The 15892-nt window shown below is 69.7% G+C and carries 19 protein-coding genes and 2 pseudogenes; 4 read left to right on the top strand and 17 right to left on the bottom strand.

Annotation, left to right across the window (positions count from 1 at the left end; translation table 11 throughout):
- Positions 1-98: 98 nt before the first annotated feature.
- The 3 genes from ACZ4Z1_RS37350 to ACZ4Z1_RS37340 form a co-directional block, all read right to left on the bottom strand.
- Positions 99-1751: a DNA cytosine methyltransferase gene (locus ACZ4Z1_RS37350; RefSeq protein WP_468491126.1), complete on the bottom strand. Its 1653-nt coding sequence runs from the start codon at positions 1749-1751 to the stop codon at positions 99-101.
- A gap of 366 nt (positions 1752-2117) precedes the next feature.
- Positions 2118-2315 (bottom strand): hypothetical protein, encoded by a 198-nt coding sequence (locus tag ACZ4Z1_RS37345; protein WP_468491125.1) that lies wholly within the window; start codon positions 2313-2315, stop codon positions 2118-2120.
- Between the two features lie 4 nt (positions 2316-2319).
- Entirely contained in the window at positions 2320-2505 is a 186-nt protein-coding gene (locus ACZ4Z1_RS37340) for a hypothetical protein (protein ID WP_468491124.1), read from the bottom strand.
- Between the two features lie 121 nt (positions 2506-2626).
- On the opposite strand from ACZ4Z1_RS37340, the gene ACZ4Z1_RS37335 reads away from it, so the two are divergent.
- Positions 2627-2842 carry a hypothetical protein gene (locus tag ACZ4Z1_RS37335; protein ID WP_468491123.1) on the top strand — a complete coding sequence of 72 codons (216 nt, stop codon included), beginning with the start codon at positions 2627-2629 and terminating at the stop codon, positions 2840-2842.
- Positions 2843-2962: 120 nt separating this feature from the next.
- Here ACZ4Z1_RS37335 and ACZ4Z1_RS37330 read toward each other — a convergent pair whose 3' ends face one another.
- The 6 genes from ACZ4Z1_RS37330 to ACZ4Z1_RS37305 all read right to left on the bottom strand — a co-directional run bounded on the left by ACZ4Z1_RS37330 (position 2963) and on the right by ACZ4Z1_RS37305 (position 6918).
- Positions 2963-3592 carry a hypothetical protein gene (locus tag ACZ4Z1_RS37330; RefSeq protein WP_468491122.1) on the bottom strand — a complete coding sequence of 210 codons (630 nt, stop codon included), beginning with the start codon at positions 3590-3592 and terminating at the stop codon, positions 2963-2965.
- A 172-nt stretch (positions 3593-3764) separates the two neighbouring features.
- A complete protein-coding gene (locus tag ACZ4Z1_RS37325) occupies positions 3765-4352 on the bottom strand; it encodes a DUF6248 family natural product biosynthesis protein (protein ID WP_468491121.1) in 588 nt (195 codons plus the stop codon).
- 106 nt (positions 4353-4458) lie between these two features.
- Positions 4459-5118 carry a hypothetical protein gene (locus ACZ4Z1_RS37320; protein WP_468491120.1) on the bottom strand — a complete coding sequence of 220 codons (660 nt, stop codon included), beginning with the start codon at positions 5116-5118 and terminating at the stop codon, positions 4459-4461.
- A 151-nt stretch (positions 5119-5269) separates the two neighbouring features.
- Positions 5270-5836 carry a hypothetical protein gene (locus ACZ4Z1_RS37315; RefSeq protein WP_468491119.1) on the bottom strand — a complete coding sequence of 189 codons (567 nt, stop codon included), beginning with the start codon at positions 5834-5836 and terminating at the stop codon, positions 5270-5272.
- An 84-nt stretch (positions 5837-5920) separates the two neighbouring features.
- Positions 5921-6139 carry a hypothetical protein gene (locus ACZ4Z1_RS37310; protein WP_468491118.1) on the bottom strand — a complete coding sequence of 73 codons (219 nt, stop codon included), beginning with the start codon at positions 6137-6139 and terminating at the stop codon, positions 5921-5923.
- Positions 6140-6720: 581 nt separating this feature from the next.
- Positions 6721-6918, bottom strand: a complete 198-nt coding sequence (locus ACZ4Z1_RS37305; RefSeq protein ID WP_468491163.1) for a hypothetical protein — start codon at positions 6916-6918, stop codon at positions 6721-6723.
- Here ACZ4Z1_RS37305 and ACZ4Z1_RS37300 point away from each other — a divergent pair.
- Positions 6869-7204: pseudogene (locus ACZ4Z1_RS37300) on the top strand (NF041680 family putative transposase); the annotation flags it as partial. The gene ACZ4Z1_RS37305 and the pseudogene ACZ4Z1_RS37300 overlap by 50 nt on opposite strands.
- Positions 7205-7212: 8 nt before the next feature.
- On the opposite strand, the gene ACZ4Z1_RS37295 reads toward ACZ4Z1_RS37300, so the two are convergent.
- From ACZ4Z1_RS37295 to ACZ4Z1_RS37260, 8 genes and pseudogenes are all read right to left on the bottom strand, one after another.
- The gene (locus ACZ4Z1_RS37295) at positions 7213-7488 is read right to left on the bottom strand and encodes a hypothetical protein (RefSeq protein ID WP_468491117.1); all 276 of its coding nucleotides are present in this window, start codon (positions 7486-7488) and stop codon (positions 7213-7215) included.
- A gap of 86 nt (positions 7489-7574) precedes the next feature.
- A pseudogene (locus ACZ4Z1_RS37290) lies at positions 7575-7973 on the bottom strand (transposase); the annotation flags it as partial.
- Positions 7974-8731: 758 nt separating this feature from the next.
- Entirely contained in the window at positions 8732-10159 is a 1428-nt protein-coding gene (gene dnaB, locus ACZ4Z1_RS37285; RefSeq protein WP_468491116.1) for a replicative DNA helicase, read from the bottom strand.
- A gap of 68 nt (positions 10160-10227) precedes the next feature.
- Entirely contained in the window at positions 10228-11451 is a 1224-nt protein-coding gene (locus tag ACZ4Z1_RS37280) for a hypothetical protein (protein ID WP_468491115.1), read from the bottom strand.
- Complete coding sequence (locus ACZ4Z1_RS37275) at positions 11448-11594, bottom strand: hypothetical protein (protein WP_468491114.1); 147 nt, start codon at positions 11592-11594, stop codon at positions 11448-11450. The genes ACZ4Z1_RS37280 and ACZ4Z1_RS37275 overlap by 4 nt, the downstream gene beginning before the upstream one ends.
- Positions 11595-12294: 700 nt before the next feature.
- On the bottom strand, positions 12295-12651 hold the full coding sequence (locus tag ACZ4Z1_RS37270) for a hypothetical protein (RefSeq protein ID WP_468491113.1): 357 nt from the start codon (positions 12649-12651) through the stop codon (positions 12295-12297).
- 63 nt (positions 12652-12714) lie between these two features.
- On the bottom strand, positions 12715-13272 hold the full coding sequence (locus ACZ4Z1_RS37265) for a UTRA domain-containing protein (RefSeq protein WP_468491112.1): 558 nt from the start codon (positions 13270-13272) through the stop codon (positions 12715-12717).
- A gap of 56 nt (positions 13273-13328) precedes the next feature.
- On the bottom strand, positions 13329-14123 hold the full coding sequence (locus ACZ4Z1_RS37260; protein ID WP_468491111.1) for a GntR family transcriptional regulator: 795 nt from the start codon (positions 14121-14123) through the stop codon (positions 13329-13331).
- A 451-nt stretch (positions 14124-14574) separates the two neighbouring features.
- Between ACZ4Z1_RS37260 and ACZ4Z1_RS37255 the strand changes: the two genes are divergently transcribed.
- Positions 14575-15234 (top strand): hypothetical protein, encoded by a 660-nt coding sequence (locus ACZ4Z1_RS37255; protein WP_468491110.1) that lies wholly within the window; start codon positions 14575-14577, stop codon positions 15232-15234.
- Between the two features lie 216 nt (positions 15235-15450).
- A complete protein-coding gene (locus ACZ4Z1_RS37250; protein ID WP_468491109.1) occupies positions 15451-15867 on the top strand; it encodes a hypothetical protein in 417 nt (138 codons plus the stop codon).
- Positions 15868-15892: the final 25 nt, after the last annotated feature.

The following is a 15892-nucleotide window of genomic DNA, read 5'->3' as shown; positions in this document are numbered from 1 at the left end:
GACGTCGCACTTGGGACGGTACCGGGTGCCCGTGCAGCCGGAACACGCTTCGGCCCGCCTCCCCTGGGGGAGGCGGGCCGTCGGGTGGCGCTGTTCGCCTACGCCGCCTGGGGTGTCAGGTCGTCGTCGGCGAAGAGCACCGTCTGTTCGATCACCGGGGTGCGGCTGGTGTTGATGCCGTACAGCTCGTGCACGTACGCCCGCACCTTCGCCTCCCAGCTCCGGTCTCCGGTGATCCGCCCGAAGACGGCGGCCGCGACCATGGGGCTGACCGCGTCCGCTGCCTGCTGGGCGACGTTGCGCACGCCGCGGCCGCGGCCGACGTGGGTCCACGGGTAGTCGGCGGGGAAGCCGACCAGGCGGCCGATGTCGGCCTGCGTGATGCGCTCGCCGGTCTCGGCGTCGGCCCACCCGTACGCGGTCGCGGTGACGCAGGTGGACGGGAGATCGGCACTGCGGCTGCCGCCGCCCTTGGCCCGGCCGGTGGCGGGGTCGACGGGCCGGTGACCGCGCGTCAGGTAGGTGCGGCCGGTGGGCCAGCCGACGACCTGGGCGAAGGTCGGGGCGGGGATCGGCTCGGCCGGGACAACCTCGACGAACGGCGTCGCGGTGCCGCGGTAGGCGGACAGGAACCGGCGCTTGCGGTGCGAGGCCCCGTAGTCGACCGCGTCCAGCGTCCAGGCCTCCGTGGTGTGCCATCCGGCCTGGATCAGCTCGGCGAACAGCGCCTCCTCGATCTGCCGGGGCAGCGCGCTGGACTGCTCGACCATGACGCACTCCAGCAGGCTGCCGGGCCGGACGAGCATTCCGAGCGGCCAGATGATGACCTCCGCCATGAGTCCGGCGCGCGGGTCCTCCAGCTGCGCAAGCGGCGCGCGGACGTCCTCCCAGGTGTCGCCGGAGCGGGGCGCGTAGCCGGTGGGCGAGTGCTCCCAGGGCACGAATCCGGCGGCCGCGCCTGCCTCCCAGATGACGCGGCAGATGAGGTCGATGGCGGCGGTGTAGCGGCCCTTGCCCAGTCCGCTCGGGGTGAAGGCCTGGCACGGCGGGGTGAGCGCGACGATGCTGACGAACTGGAGGGCGGGGCACTCCGGGTCCAGGGCGGTGACGTCGGCGTGGATGACGCGGAATCCGGCGGCGGTGGCGGTGGCGACGGCGCCGCTGTCCAGGTCGATGCCGATGATGTCGACGTCCGCGCCGAGGACGTCGCGCAGCCCGAGGGAGAGACCGCCGGGGCCGTGGAAGAGCACGACCATGCGCTTGCGGAGGATGCGTCCGAAGGCGTCGCGCGCGGGGGCCCACAGCCACTCGATCGGGAACGGGTCCGCGTACCACTCCAGGAGGCGGCGGGTCTCCGCATCCAGGGCGGCGATCCGCTCGGCGGTGACCGGGCCCTGGTCCTCGAACCGCCCCAGCGCGAGGGCGGCGCGCTCCCCGCGGGCTTCGCGGGCCAGCTCCTCGACGCGCTCGTGGTAGCCCTCGACCACGGCGTACGCGCACTCCGTGACGCGCTCGATGGCATCGTCTGCCCACTCCTCGGCTTCGAGGTCGCCGGGGTGCGCGTCGGCCAGCTCAATGAGCTGTTCGGCGGCCTGCTGGCACTCGGCGAGCGCGGGGTGGCCGGCGGCCGCGGCGAGCGCGGCCGCGTCCTGGGCTTCCTGATCGGCGGCGTCGGCGGCGAAGTCCGTGCCGGGGTAGAGCATGCTCAGCGCCCCGTCGGCGGGCACGCCGGAGGCATGGGTGTTGCCCATGATCTACGTCCTTGGTGTCGTTGAGGTTTCTCGGTGCGGGCCCGGGGCCCGGCGCCGGAAGGGGATTCCCGCCCCCTTCCGACATGGACCATACTCTCAAGTTTTGCGGTGCAGGTCAACTCTCGACACGTCAGAAACCGCAGGTCAAAGGCTTATTTGCCGGGAATTCCGGTGCGCCGATCACCCCCGGAACGCCCTTCGTGGAACGCCCTTCGCGGAACGCCGCACGACGCCCCGCTGGAGGGCCCCGGTCCGTGAACTCACCTAGATGTGCTGTCTCATGAGGTTGGTTACGGCTGAACCTCGTTCGTCGCGCGATGCGGTGGACGGCGCGCGCCCGCCCCAGGAAGGGGCGGGCGAGGTGGATCAGATGTTGCGGGGGTCTCTGTCGCAGCCCGCTCCGTCAGCGGCCCGCGATGCGGTCTCGTAGGCACGTCGGGCGTCGGCGGCCCCGGCGGCGAGCTGCTCCGCGATGACGCGCGCGGCGGCGGCTGCCGTCTCCATTTGGAGTGCTGCGGCGTACAGAGCACCGATCGGGTCGGGCGCGGACTCCAGGGCGGTCACCGGGTCAGCCCCTGTCGACGACGATCACCGGCTGGCGCTTCGGGTACGTGACCTTGTCGCCGCTGGAGTAGGTAACGACGACCGTGTCCGCCTGATCCTCGACACGGTCCACGAGGTACGGGAACGGGTCGCCCTCGCGGACGACGCGGTCGTTGCGGGTGAGGCTGTCGGCGGTGGCAATGCTGGTCATGTCCGTCTCCCCTGCTCGGTACCCGTTTATGTTTAACAAGAATGCCCCACCCATTGCCCACCGTCAACCCATCGGGGCAGATGGGTGCTAGATTCTGTTAAACACAAACCGAGGGGGAGCGATGGGACGACCCGCCACCGGGCAGACCAAGGTCATGGGCTTCCGACCGCCCAAGCCGCTGCGCGACGAGTTCGAGTCCCTGGCGAAGGCCGAAGACCGCTCGCCCTCGGACGCGCTCATCGAAGCCATGCACGACTGGGTCAAGAAGAAGCAGCGCGAGCACGACGTTGCGCCGCGATCCAACAGAGGCGAGCTGGAGTCTGCTGACCTGCGCTGACGGATCGTTGTCAGTGCCACCGTTCACCATGGACGGTCACCAGCGAGTTGACGGTGACATACCTAGAGGCGAGACCGGGATCCGGGAAGACCGGCGACCGGGCCGCCTTGGCCACCGCCCCTACCGCGGGGCGTCATTGCCAAGCCTTGCGGCCTGGGTGACGATCCGTTTCCAGGTGCCTACGGACTGGCCGTGGCACTCGGCCAAGGCGGCAGCCACCTCACCGGCTTTCCGGCCGGGCATCGCGGCCAGCGCCTCGGCGGCCAGCCGGACGCGTGGGTCGGGCGCCTGCGCCGCGCGAGTCCGTGGGGCGCGTCTGGTGCCGAACCCGCTGACGGGGTTGTCGACCCACTTCCAGAGCTGGGCCCGGGTGCGGTACTCGCGGGTGCGGGTGGGCAGCTCCTCGACACGGACCGGGTCGGGCCACTCCGGCGGGGGGTTCTTGGAGTACTGGGTGATGCGGGCGGGATCGACTCCGAGCACGCGGGCCTGTCCCGCCGGCGGAAGTTCCTCATCCGGGTCGCCGCTGCGGTCGACGCCGGACAGATCGCGGCGCCGCTCTCGGTACTGCTTGAGCCACGTATCCCACGCCTCCAGGTCCCAGTGCATGACGCCGTCGATCGTGCGGGGCTCGGGGTGGCCATTGGCCCGCCGGTCGTGCCACAGCCTCTTCAAGGTCATCGCGCTGTAGCCGCTGTGCTCGATCAGGTCCTCGCGGTGCGCCCACTGGCGGCCGTCGACGGTCTTCACGGGTGTGCTCCTGGTGGTGTTGGTCGTAGGTACGATGGTGACTGGTTCGGTTATGGGCCTGTTGAGGGCCCTCGGTGGCCGGACCGCCGGCCCGGCGGGATTCCCACGCTTTTGCGCCCCGCCGGGCCGCTCGACGTCCGGCGCCGGGCGGCCCCGGGCTCGCGGGCCGCCGTCAAAACAGGGTGTACTGCGCCTCGTCGACAGGCTGGCATCCCCGCGTACGGCTTCCTCGGCACGCGGAGCCGGGCTCCGGCCGCCGGCCGGAGCCCGGCTCCTCCGGTCCGCCCTCACCCTCGACCGGTTCCGCAGGCTCGATGGTGACCGAGCCGTCCTTGGGGCAGGGGCACCGGCACCACCACACGCACGGCGCGTCGTCGGGCCGGACGATGAGCTTGGCAACGCACTGTCCCCGGGGGTTGTGCACCCACTCGACGTTGTCGTCCACGTGCGGGCCGCCCTCCTGCCGGTGGACGCACAGCTCGCACCGGCCACTGAGGCAGTTCCAGCACGTGCCGCGCTCGCACGTCGACCAGCGCCAGAAACCGAACGGATACTTCTTGTCGATCTCGGTGAAGAACGCGGGCCACACCTGCTCACGCACCCACGCGCCCTCGTCCTCGCTCATGGGCGAGGGGTTGGGCACGGGGTCGATGATGCCCATGATCAAGCCCCCCTGGAGGTTCAGGGCGGCGGTGTTTTGTACGGTCGCGCGCTCCTGCGGTGTCAGCGTGCGCTGCGGGCGGCGGATGACGTGGTTCATGCTGCGGTCCTTCGGCAGTTGAGGGGTTCGGTGGGGTGTGCGGCCCCGGCGGGGAAGCGGGATTCCCGCCCCGCTCCCCCGCCGGGCGACCGGCCGGTGGGTCCGGTCAGCGCTGCGTGGCGAGCCAGTCGGCGATGAACGCGGCGGCCTCCACGGAGTCCGTGACGCAGTCGACCGGGTCGGTGCCGTTCCCGGAGCCGTAGAGCCGGTCACCGGCGGGTTCGCCGTTCTCGTCGTGCAGGAACATCACCCACCCGGTGTGGGCGGCCGGGGCGCGCTCAATGGACGGGCTGCGGTCAGCGATCAGCAGATGCGGGCGGGCGTAGACCTCCAGCGCGGGGGTGGCCCGGTCCAGCGGGATCGCCCAGCTCGGGCTCATGCCGTCGGTGTGCACGGTGATGCCCTGCTCGGCCAGGGCGGCGCGCAGCATGGCGCCCGCCGTGAACAGCGCGTACTGCCGGTCCGTCTGGACCCTCTGCCACGGCCACAGGTCACCGATCCGGTAGCGCCCCTCGGCGTCGGGGGTGACCGTCTCGCTGCCCTCCTCGCCGCGGTAGCGCTCGTCCCAGGTGAAGACCAGGTTGGGGCCGTCCCATGCGGCGGTCAGACCGCATCCGGCGTCTTCCACGTTCAGGTCGAACACGATCTGCTCGGCGGTGACACGGGTGACGCTGATCGGCTCGTAGGGCCCCCAGGGAGCGGGAACGGGGGTGGCGGCGTACGGGCCGTGTGCGCTGCCATCCACGGTGTACAGCTCGATGTTCATGACTGCCTTCCTGCGTTGAGGTGTTCGGTGTGGTGCTCGGCCCCGGCGGGGAGCGGGATTCCCGCCCTGCTCCCCGGCCGGCGGCGGCCGGGCGGTGTGGTGCGGCCGGTGCCGCCGGGCCCGGGGAGATCCGGGCCCGGCGGGCGGCGGGCTACTTCTGGTAGGCGGGGATCAGCTCGCGGACCTTGTCCTCGCCGATGCATCCGCCGTCGTGGCGGTGGGCGGACGGCGGGTTGCCGTTGCGCCCGCGGAGGTGGCTCCAGTAACGGACGCCGGACCAGCCGCACAGCTCGCAGCGCAGGTACCAGGGGTTGTCCGACCCCGGGAAGCCGTGGGCCACGGCGCTCCAGCGGTGTTCGGCCAGTCCGGCGAACGCGGTGTTGGCGCCTTTGATGTTGCGCGGGCTGGCGGGCATCCGCGGGTGCAGCAGGGGCACCGGGCCGGTCAGCGGCTTCGGGGCCTCGGCTCGGATCTGCTCCAGCGCGACGGCGGTGATGCGCCCGGCGGCGTACTCCTCGGCGAGGTACGCGGCGGCCATGTCGATGCCGTGGGTGCCGGTCGGCGGGCGGCGGAGGTTGTGCTCGCCTTCGCTGGTGGCGACCAGCCAGTCACGGTGCCAGCGGAAGGCCTGCCCGATGACCCGGTCCTCCCCGATGATCACGGGGTAGCGGCACTGGATGTCCGGCTCTCCGATGCGGGTTTCCAGGGTGGCGCTCATGGTTGTGCTCCTTGTTGAGGTTTTTCGGTGATGGGCCCCGGCGGGGGGCGGGATTCCCGCCCCGCCCCCGCCGGTCGTCGGTCGTTACGACTGGGTGGCGTGCTCGATCTCGTGCGCCTGGTAGCGGCCGATGTACTGGCCGCCCCAGGTGACGCAGCAGTACCACTTGTTCGGCGCGTACTCGTAGGTGAGCCAGCCCTCGACCACGCCGTCTTCCGGCAGGTCTGCGACCTGGCCTCCGGCTCGCCGCACGGCGTCGCCCTTGCTGAACCCTTCGCGGCTGTCCATGCGTCCGGTCTTCATGAGAACCCTTCGTTGAGGTTTTCGGTGAGGGCCCGGGGGCCCGGTGCCGGGAGGGGATTCCCGCCCCCTTCCGACATGGACCATACTCTCAAGTTTTGGGGTCCAAGTCAACCTTCGACACCCGCAAACCCGCAGGTCAGAGCCCATTTTCTGGAAGTTTTCGGTGCGGCGGCCCGCTCCATCTCCGCAGGGCTGCCCCCGCCCATGCCTGGCCTCGACGGCGAGTGGACTGGACCGCGCGCCACGACGATGCCCGCGGCGCTGGATAGCGATGCCGGGCCCGGCCACATCGCGGCAGCAGCCGCTCCCCCTCGGCCCGCGACCGGTTCGCAGGTCCGCTCACGCGCATGCATCCGGGACGGCGGCGGTACGGCGGCCTGCCCCAACATCGGTAATACCTGGGCAAAACGGAATAGCCACCGGGCCCACCCCTCCCGTAGCCAGCCCGGTTCGACAGGACCATCGAGCTGCCGCAGACGGCGGCGGTGGTGTCACGTAAACCGCCCACAGTCTCCGCACCCCGGCCCCTCCGGCCGTGCCGCGGCCGGGCGGCGCGCACCGCCCGGCCGCGGCGTGCGGGATCAGGGGCGCGAGGGTGGCACCGCGTCACCTCCCGGCGGCGCAGCGAGGCAGGCGACGACGAAGGCGCGCATTTCGCGGCCGCGGTCGTCCAGGGCCGCCTGGGCGGCCGCCTTCAGGTCGGCAGGGGGGCGGACGGTCAGGGGGGGTCCGAAGCTCCGCACGCCCGCGGCGGCGGACCGGTGGACCTGGCTGATCATCGCCGCCCACACCCAACTCCGCCTCGCCCGGCCCCTGGTCGCCGACCTTCGTCGTCCATGGGAAAAGCTGGCCGAGCCCGGCCGACTCACCCCGGCCCGTGTCCGCCGGGGGTTCAGGAACCTCCGCCCGAACCTGTCCTGTCCGGCCCGTGCGCCAAAACCCAACCGGCCCGGCCCCGGCAGGCCGCTCGGCTCGAAGAACCGGCGCCCCGCCACCCGCTATGACGTCGGCAAGACCACCAGACGCCCCGAAAGCATCACCGAACGCGACCAGCTCAGACGCTGAACACGGCTTCAGAAGGGAACGACCAGCCCGGCTTCTCGCAATCGAAGCAATGCTCTGCCCATGCACTCGGCGGCCGAGGTCCCATCGGCTCTCATCCCACCATCCAGGGGCCCGCCAGAGGCCGCGAATGTCCACGCCGGCCGACCGTCACGCATGCGCTCCGCGTCGACCCGGATCATGGCACCTACACCCTGCTCGCCGAGCCATTCCAGGATGAGCAGCGTCGCGTCCTCGACGCCGCTGTCGAGATCCACCTTGGGCCGCCGCCCCATTCCCTTGGCCATGGCCACAACCCTACTCAGGGGCTGGATCGGCCTTGTCGCACGCTTTCAGGCGGCTCAGACCTTAAAGAACTTCCCAATAGCGTGCGTCAAGCAGCTGCGGGGGTCGGGAGACGAAGTTCGTAGGATGTGTTGTCACGGATCATGGCCCAGAGGACGTTGAGACGTCGGCGGGCCAGTGCCAGCACGGCCTGGATGTGAGTCTTCCCCTCGTTGCGTTTGCGCTGGTAGTAGCGCTGCGAGACGGGACAGCAGCGGAGGCTGGCCATCGCGGCGAGGTAGCAGGCCCGCAGCAGGCCGCGGTGGTAGCGGCGGGGCCGGTGCAGATTGCCGCGGACGCGGCCGGAATCGCGCGGTACTGGGGCCAGACCAGCGAAGCCCGCCAGCCGGTCCGGGGTGCCAAACGCTGTCAGGTCGCCGCCAGCAGCTGCCGGAAGAACTCCATGCGGCGCTCCCCGGACAATGCGGCGCCGATGCCGTCGGCGTTGCGCGGCACCCGCTCCGGCCCGTGCGGATGGATCGGCTGTGCGGTCATCGCGTGGCGCCCCTTTCCCTCTGCTTCGAGTCTGCCGTGCCCGTACGCCCGCGGGCGACCGTATGCGCGGGAGCGCTGGCTTTCTGCGTCTCGAAGTACACGGTGGCGGCCGCCGAGACGGCCACGTCGACATTCGCCAGCACACCGGCCAGCCGCCTGCCGACGACGGCTGTGACCTTCCCGGCGGGCAGCGATCCAGTCAGCGCATCGACGTCGGACAGGCCGGTGAACAGCGGTGGGTGTGTTGTAGGTTCTCGCGGCCCGTGTCATCTTCCGGGCCTCTGGCCTGGGTGTTCCTTGGGTGTCTCACGCCGTGTCATCCGCTGGATTCTCAGCTCTGTGTCATTTCCTTGCCGCTTCGGGCGGATCCGCCCGAAGCGGCGAGTCTCTGACCTGCGCTGTCTCACGATGATGTCGTATATGACAGCCATACGACATCGGCCGTGAGATTACGACACGGGGCGTGAGACCCTACATGCTGTGTAGGGTCTCGCCGCTCGTGGCACAGGCCATGACCGCTGACCAGGGGCGCTGTCGCTGTCTCAGGCCGATGGCACAGCCGCTCAGTCTCACGAACGTGGCACTTCCCGTAGCTTCGGGCGGATCCGCCCGAAGCTACGAGTCGGTGACCTGCGGCATCCCTGTTCGATGCCGCATTCGATGCCAAGATCGTGAGACTGTGCCACGGTTCATGAGACCCCACAGCTGCCGTCACGTCGCCGCCATGTCGACGAACCGGCTGTAGTGCAACTGGTTGGCGATGGTGATGGTGGCGGTGGGTCCGTTGCGGTGCTTGTCGATGATGAGGTCGACCTCCCCGCCCCGCGGGCTGTCCTTCTCGTAGGCGTCGTCCCGGTACAGCAGGGCGACGATGTCGGCGTCCTGCTCCAGCGATCCGGATTCGCGCAGGTCGGCCTTGTTGGGCCGCTTGTCCGCACGCATCTCGGGCCCGCGGTTGAGCTGGGCGAGGGCCAGGATGGGCAGATGCAGTTCCTTGGCGAGCCGCTTGATGCTGTTGCTGATCTCCGACACCTCCCGCTCGCGGGAGTCCGGGCGCCGGCCGCCGAGCGTGATGAGCTGAAGGTAGTCGATGACGACCAGGCCGAGGTCGGGTTGGCGGGACTTCAGGCGGCGGAGCTTGGCCTGGATGGTGCCGAGGGTGTTCGCGGACTCGTTGATGAACAGCGGGGCCTCGCTGACCCGGGGCAGGGTGCGGGCGATCCGGGTCCAGTCCTCGTCGGTGGTGGTGCCGTTGCGCAGGTGGTGCAAGGCGACCCTGGCCTCGGCGGACAGCAGGCGCATGTTCAGCTCGTCGATGCCCATCTCCAGCGAGATGAAGGCGGCCGGGACGTTCTGCTTGATCGCGCAGGCCCGGACGAGGTCCATGGCGAAGGTGGACTTGCCCATGCCGGGGCGGCCGGCGACCACGACCATCTGCCCGGGCTGCAGGCCGCTGGTGAGGGAGTCGAGGTCGGTGAAGCCGGTGGACAGGCCCGCCAGCCCAGTGCCGTTCTTGGCGTTGTCGATCAGGTCGAGGGTGCGTTCCATGGTCTGGCGCGGCAGCAGGAAGTCGTCTTCCTTGCCCCTGCCTTCGACGACGGCCGCGACCGTGGCGGCCGCCTCAGCGACGATGTCGTCGATGTCGCCTTCGGCGGCGTAGCCGGACTGCGTGATGGCGATGCCGGCTTCGACCAGGCGCCGCAGGATCGCTGCTTCGCGCACGATCTCGGCGTGGTCGACGCCGTTGGCGGGCGTGTGGACGGCGGCGATCAGCCCGTGGAGGTAGTCGTGGCCGCCGATGCGGGCGAGTTCTCCGCGCCGCTGCAGTTCCGCGCCGAGGACGATCGGGTCGCACGGCTGGCCTTGGGCATGCAGGTCGACGATGGTGCGGTGGATGGTCTGGTGGACCGGCCAGTAGTAGTCCTCGTCCTGGACGACATCCTGGCAGTCGATGGCGGCCTGTGCCGAGAGCATCATGCTGCCCAGTACCGACTGCTCGGCGTCCTTGTTGCACGGCGGCTGCCGTACGAGAGTGGCCTGCTTGAACGCCTCCTGCGACGTGGCATCTCCGGTGTCGGGGCGTTCCTGCCGCCGCGGCCGGCGGCCGCCCTCGGCGTGCTGCGGGGGTACTACAGTCATCGGTGATCTCCTGATGAGGTCGTGCGGCGCCCGGGCCGGCCAAGGTCTTCCGGGCGCCGTTTGCGTTGTCAGAAGGCGGGCTGCTTCAGCGACGCGAACAGCTCGCGCAGACTCGCGGTGTTCGCCGCAACTTCATCAGCGGAGGGCGACGCCTCCGGCTCGGCGGCGGAGGAGGGGCTGTCGGCGGCGGGCGGGGCATCGTGCTTGCACAGCACGGCCTTGCCGTCCCGCTCGAGCTGGCCGTACGCGTCGCACCAGTCACACGCATCGATCGCCTGCTGCCGGGAGGACTCCGTCGCTGCGGGCCGGGTAGGCGCAGGGAGGTCGTCCAGAAGACCGCGGTAGATCGATGCCGGGGAACGCACCACCGTGAGGTCGCACCGGGCGATCAGGAAACGGCGCAGCTCCGAGAGCATCCAGCCGTTTGCCATCGCGTCCAGCACCAACGGCACCTGGGACCGGACAGCCTTCGGACCGAGGCGGCCGGGCAGGTGGGTCAGGAAGTCCGTCGCGGCCTTGCGCCGTGCGGCGGCCTGCACCTCCTGCGTGGAGACCTCCGCCGAAGCAGCGGCACCAGCAGCGTCGGGGTTGGTCTTGGTGGGCGCAGCCTTCTCTCTCTCCGTTCCCGAGCCACCGGTAGCGAACGGGTCGTCTGTGACGGACGGGGAGAGAGAGTTTTCAAGAACAGTCTCTTCCTTAAAAAGAGCCCCGCCCTGACCGGCCCCCGGAAAAGGGGGGGTCGGTCGCGAGGTGGTGTTTTCCCTGGTCGGACCGGCACCCGCATTTTGGGGGGCCGGTGAGGGCGGGGCCGGTGAGGAAGCGGCGGCCTTCCCCTGCTTGCGCGGGTCCAGGCGCTCCGGCTCGACGCGGATCGCTTTGACGTTGCCGCTGGCCAAGATGGCGTCGACCATCTCCGCGACGTCCTCCGCAGTGAAGCGGTGGGTGTCGACGCTGAAGGTCGTGTACCAGGAGCCGCCCCGCTTCACGACGGGCTTGCCGGACTCATCCAGCACCTGCTCGCCGGCCTCGTCGAGCACCTGCTCGCTGGTCGCCCGCTGGACCTTGAACTTGACGACGAACGCGTGGTCGACGAGGGCCCGCATCGCCTTGGACAGGGCGGTCTCGCCCTCGGCGTACTCGGCGCACAGCGACTCGACGGTGACGTCCTCACCGCTCTGGGCGCGGATCAGGCGAGTGAGCAGACCGACGGCCAGGAGCGACGGCAGCTCGTCGATCGCGTCGTTCTCGATGGCGGCGAACCGCTGGGGCCTGGAAGGGCGCTTCAGCATCACGCCACCGCCTTGGCGGCCGTGATGGACGGGGAGGTGGTGCTCTCGGGCACGGGCGTCTTCGTCACACGGCCGTTGTATGCGTCAAAGCGGACACCGCCGTCGTGGCAGGTCAGGGCACTGTTCTTCGTCTGTGTCTGAGTCACGGCGCTGGTGTAGGTGGCGCCGGACGTTACTGTCGCGGGCTGCCGTGACGGGTGGTGGTGGCGGGGGTGGCGCATGGGTTGTGCGGTCCCTTTCGGGGTACAGGAGCCGCACGTCGAACGATCACCAGATGGAGGCAGGGAACACACTGGACGTGCTGTCCAGCGTGTCTGCGGGTAGCTATTCTGGTGTGTGGTAGCCGGGCCCCTGGGGCTTGGTGCCCGGCGTTACCGCCGACGTACGACTCGGAACTGGGCAAGGTTCTGCGGAGTCGACTTAGATGGCCGTCCCTGTTGGCGCAGGGGCGGCCATCGTCATGTTCACGGGGGCTGAGGCATGGACAGCATGGTCCGGGCCCTTCTCCGGTTCGGGAAACCGGGAATCACGTGGGAAAGGTGCAGCGAGCGGGGGGTGCACCTGGTGGCGTGGTGTGTGGAACGCGTTTGCGAGCGCCGGGGTTCCGTCATCCCGTTCTCCGGGAGAGAACCCGCGTCCGGGCGGCGTGTCGTATCGCCTCTGCTGCGCCCACACGACCGTGGTTACGCGTAGCCTGCAGACCACGCAGGCACCTCCACATCTGCTTCAGGTGCTTGATCGCGCGTCGGGCTTCCACACACCAACGTTGCGACCGGCAGGCTCCCGCACGCGGGGGCCTGCTCGCGTATGTGGGGCCATCTTCCTCCTCCTGCGGGCACAGGAAGGTCAGCCCTTAGCATCCGGCGCGTCGAGATCAAGGGCGACTCGGCGCGCTCGCGTGAGGTAGGCGAGGGCAGTCCCGAGGTGTTCGTACAGCTCGGGACTGGCACTGGGCTCCGTTTCCACGTCGCGGGCGGCGGCCGCCGCAGCGGCTGCCCGCTTGAGCTGTACAGCCGCGGGTTCCGGGACGACTGCCGTACGGCTGTGAGCGTGCAGGGCCTCGGCGATCATTGCGAGGCTGGCGTCGGTGGGCAGCGGAGCAGGACCAGCCGATGCGGTCCGTGCGGTGAGCCACCCCGTATCGGTGAGCGCCGAACGCAGCTCGTTGACGATCTCGGTGGCCGACAGGCGTGGGGTGCTCATCCGATCGATCTCCTGTTGGAAGAGGCAGGTAGGGCCCCGGACTCAGCCGGGGCCCTAAGCGAATCAGGCCAGGGGGGCGGCGTACCGCAGCTTCCAGCCGTTGCTGAGGACGTGCTGGGTGACCTCGACGACGCGGCCCTGAGCGCGGCCCACGTGATTGATCGTGAGGACCGAGGCGCCGTTCGGCAGGCCCAACGCGGTGGCCTCGTCGTCGGTGGCGGTGCGCAGCTCGACGTCCTCCGTCGCGTCCGGGCCTTGGTCGAAACCGGCTTCCCTCATGCGGCTGATGATGCCGCCGACGCCCGTGTCGAGCTGCTCGATGCCGGCGGCCTCGGCCACGTCGACCGGGATGAACGTTTTCGCCAGCTGGATGAGGCGGTCACCGTCGTACATCTTGCGGGCGCGGACTACTACCTCACCCTGGGAGCCCAGGAGTTCGGCGACGTCGGCCGGGGCGGTCTCACGCCGGACCTCCACTTCGGCGCGAGGGGCGCCGCCGCTGCGGCGGATCTCGGCGTCATACGCGCCGTGCGCGCCAGCCTCCTCCCGGTTCTCGGTCCGGTACCGGCTGCGGGCGTCGCGCAGGATGACGCCGTTGGTGCCGATCGTGTTGCTAGCCATGCGAACTGCTCCTTTGGTTGGTGATGGTTCTCTGGTGACCAGCGCAGTTGTGCGGACTACGAGCCGATGACCCACTCGTACGCGAGCCGCCACTTGGTGCGCGGCATGACGTGAAGGCAGACCTCGACAATTCGTCCTTCCGCCGTGAGGCCCTGGTGCGTCAGCTCTAGGACGGCCTGGTCGGTGGGGATCCCGAGGCTGGCGGCCTCCTGCTCGGACGGCGGGCGGACCTCGATCTCCTCGCGCAGGCGAACTTGCGCGTACCCGGCCTCCGCCAGCCTGGACTTGCTTCCGCCGGGCCCGGTGTTCTGCTGGGCCAGCTGAGGGCACTGGTCGGCGATGTCCGGGGGGAACCAGGAGGTTGCGAGTTGTACGACTTCGCTGACCTCGGTGTTGTCGGGCGAGACGACGGGCATGACCCGCTCCCGCTTGAGCGCCTTCGATGCGTGGTGGAGACCGAGCAGATCAGCGATGCGCTTCGGCGGACGCTCCCGCGCGATCACGACGGGGGTTGGCTTGGGGACCAAGCCCATACGGCGGATCTCCGCGTCGAAGGCGCCGACGGCGCCGCCCTCGGCCCGCGCGTTTGGCAGGTACCGGCCGGTGCTGTCACGCAACACCTTCCCGAGCACGAGGCTCACGTACGTCCCCTTGCCGCGGCGGGAGAAAACTAGCCCCTGGTCCTCCAGCAGCCCGTATACATCGCGTGCGGTCTGGTACGCGATTCCCTCCGCTGCCTGTAGGTCGGGGACGCTCGGGAGCGCAGACCCGGGCGGGTATACGCCCCGCTCGATCATCGCCGCGATGCTCGCGGCGATGCGCGGCACCTTCCCGGGCTCCTTCTTGGTCATGCCTCTCTCCGTCTCGGGCTCGATATGGGACTCCCTCCCACGACTGGGCCCAGCATGACATGTCTAGTTGTCTTCCGGAAGTTGGGATGCCCCGTCAGCGTCCTTTTGACGAAAAGAAGCAGGTCAATCGGTACGACTCGCGCAGGATGACTAGACAGGTTGACACGGTTGGATTGGGGTGGGTTAATCGAAGTGCCCGGCGGCCTAACTAGTTAACCAGTGGGTTGGCTGGACACCTAGGGCACAGCTGTGCCGTTCCTCAACTCCATACGTCTGGCTGTCCGGCTTACATGCTGGCTCGGGGTGACGAGTTCGACGCGGTCCTTCGAGAGCGGCAGCCAGGTGCGCCATCCCGCAGCTATTGCGCTGCCCTCCGGTCGGGAAACCCGCTGTGATCTGCGGATCTGCGAATTCCTGACCGAAGGAGAACGCAATCGCAAGGGAGAACACCATGCGTCACAACGGACGTACACCACTGCTGGCCAGCCAGATGCGGCCGGAACACCTCAACCTCAGGGACGGCGAGCCTCGCATGGCGGTCTGCCCGGATTGCAAGACCTGGCGGCGCCTCAAGCGATCGATGGTCATGCCGCACCGTGACCCCATCGGCGCGCCCAAGAGCGAAGATCGCCGCTATCGCGGTGACGCGGAAACGCTCCGGTCGTCGACCGGTCCCCGCTGTGACGGAAGTGCGCAGCGCATCACGATGGACATCACACCCGAGCAGTGGAGCGAGAAATTGCTGGCCGCGGAGAGCACCGCGTCCGGGACGCGCTCCAAGCGCACCGTGCGCAAACCGAAGCCCGCACCCACGCCCGCGGCGACCCAGATGAACATCGCGACCCGGGCGATGCGCGAACGGCTCGTTGAGCACGTGGGTGACTGTTCCCGGTGCCAGGCCGCCGGGCGGTGCGCCACCGCCGTCGAACTGCGGCTGCGTATCCGCCGGGTCAGGCAGGCCACGGTACCCGCGTCGATGTACGGGCAGCTGCGTGCCGGCCTTCATCAGCACCGCGCCGGTTGCCCGGCCTGCGAGAGCGGCGACCCGTGCACCGTCGGTAAGGCGTTCGCCGCGCGGCTGCCGGAACAGCCTCTTCTGCACGTCGCCTGACCAGCCAGAACAACCACGGCCGCCTCTGCGCAGAGGCGGCCGTTTGCTCAATAGGGCGGGTCCGGAGGGCCAACGGCCCGAGGTTCGAATCCTTCCCCGCTCACGGCGCCGCGATCGATCGCGATCGACGGCGCACAGCCCCCGGTACGGCGCTGGAGACGCCATGTGTGCCGGGGGCTGTCACGGACCACCTGATCTCACAAGGAGCTGATCCGCATGTCCATCATCTCAGCCGCCATCCCGCTGCGTCCCGCGGCACTGACCGATGGCGTTGAGGACGTCGTCTCCGAGGCCTGGAGTGTCTACGAGGACGTCAAGAGCCTGGCCCGGGTCGGTGTCGACGTCTCCGTCAACGTGAATCCCGGCACCATCACCGCCGACCTCACCGTCAGCGCTGCGGCCGCCCACCTCCTGCCTGCTCTGATCGTGGAGCTGGAGGACAGCGGCATCACCCGCACCCCGGGCGGCGCTCGCATCCTCGGCACGATGTGCGAGGGCCGCGTCCACCTCTGCATCACCGTCGACAGCGCCGAGATCACCGTTGAGAGGATCGAGGCCCTGGTCGCCTCCGTCGACACCGACCTCGACGCCGTCCCGGCCGACGCGAGGTCCGTGGCGGGGTGGACGGCATGACCGAGGAAGAGCGCAGGGAGCTGGA

Source organism: Streptomyces sp. NPDC030165 (assembly GCF_055573595.1).
Note: the sequence above shows the minus strand (reverse complement) of the source record. Positions and strands in the feature narration are given on the sequence as shown.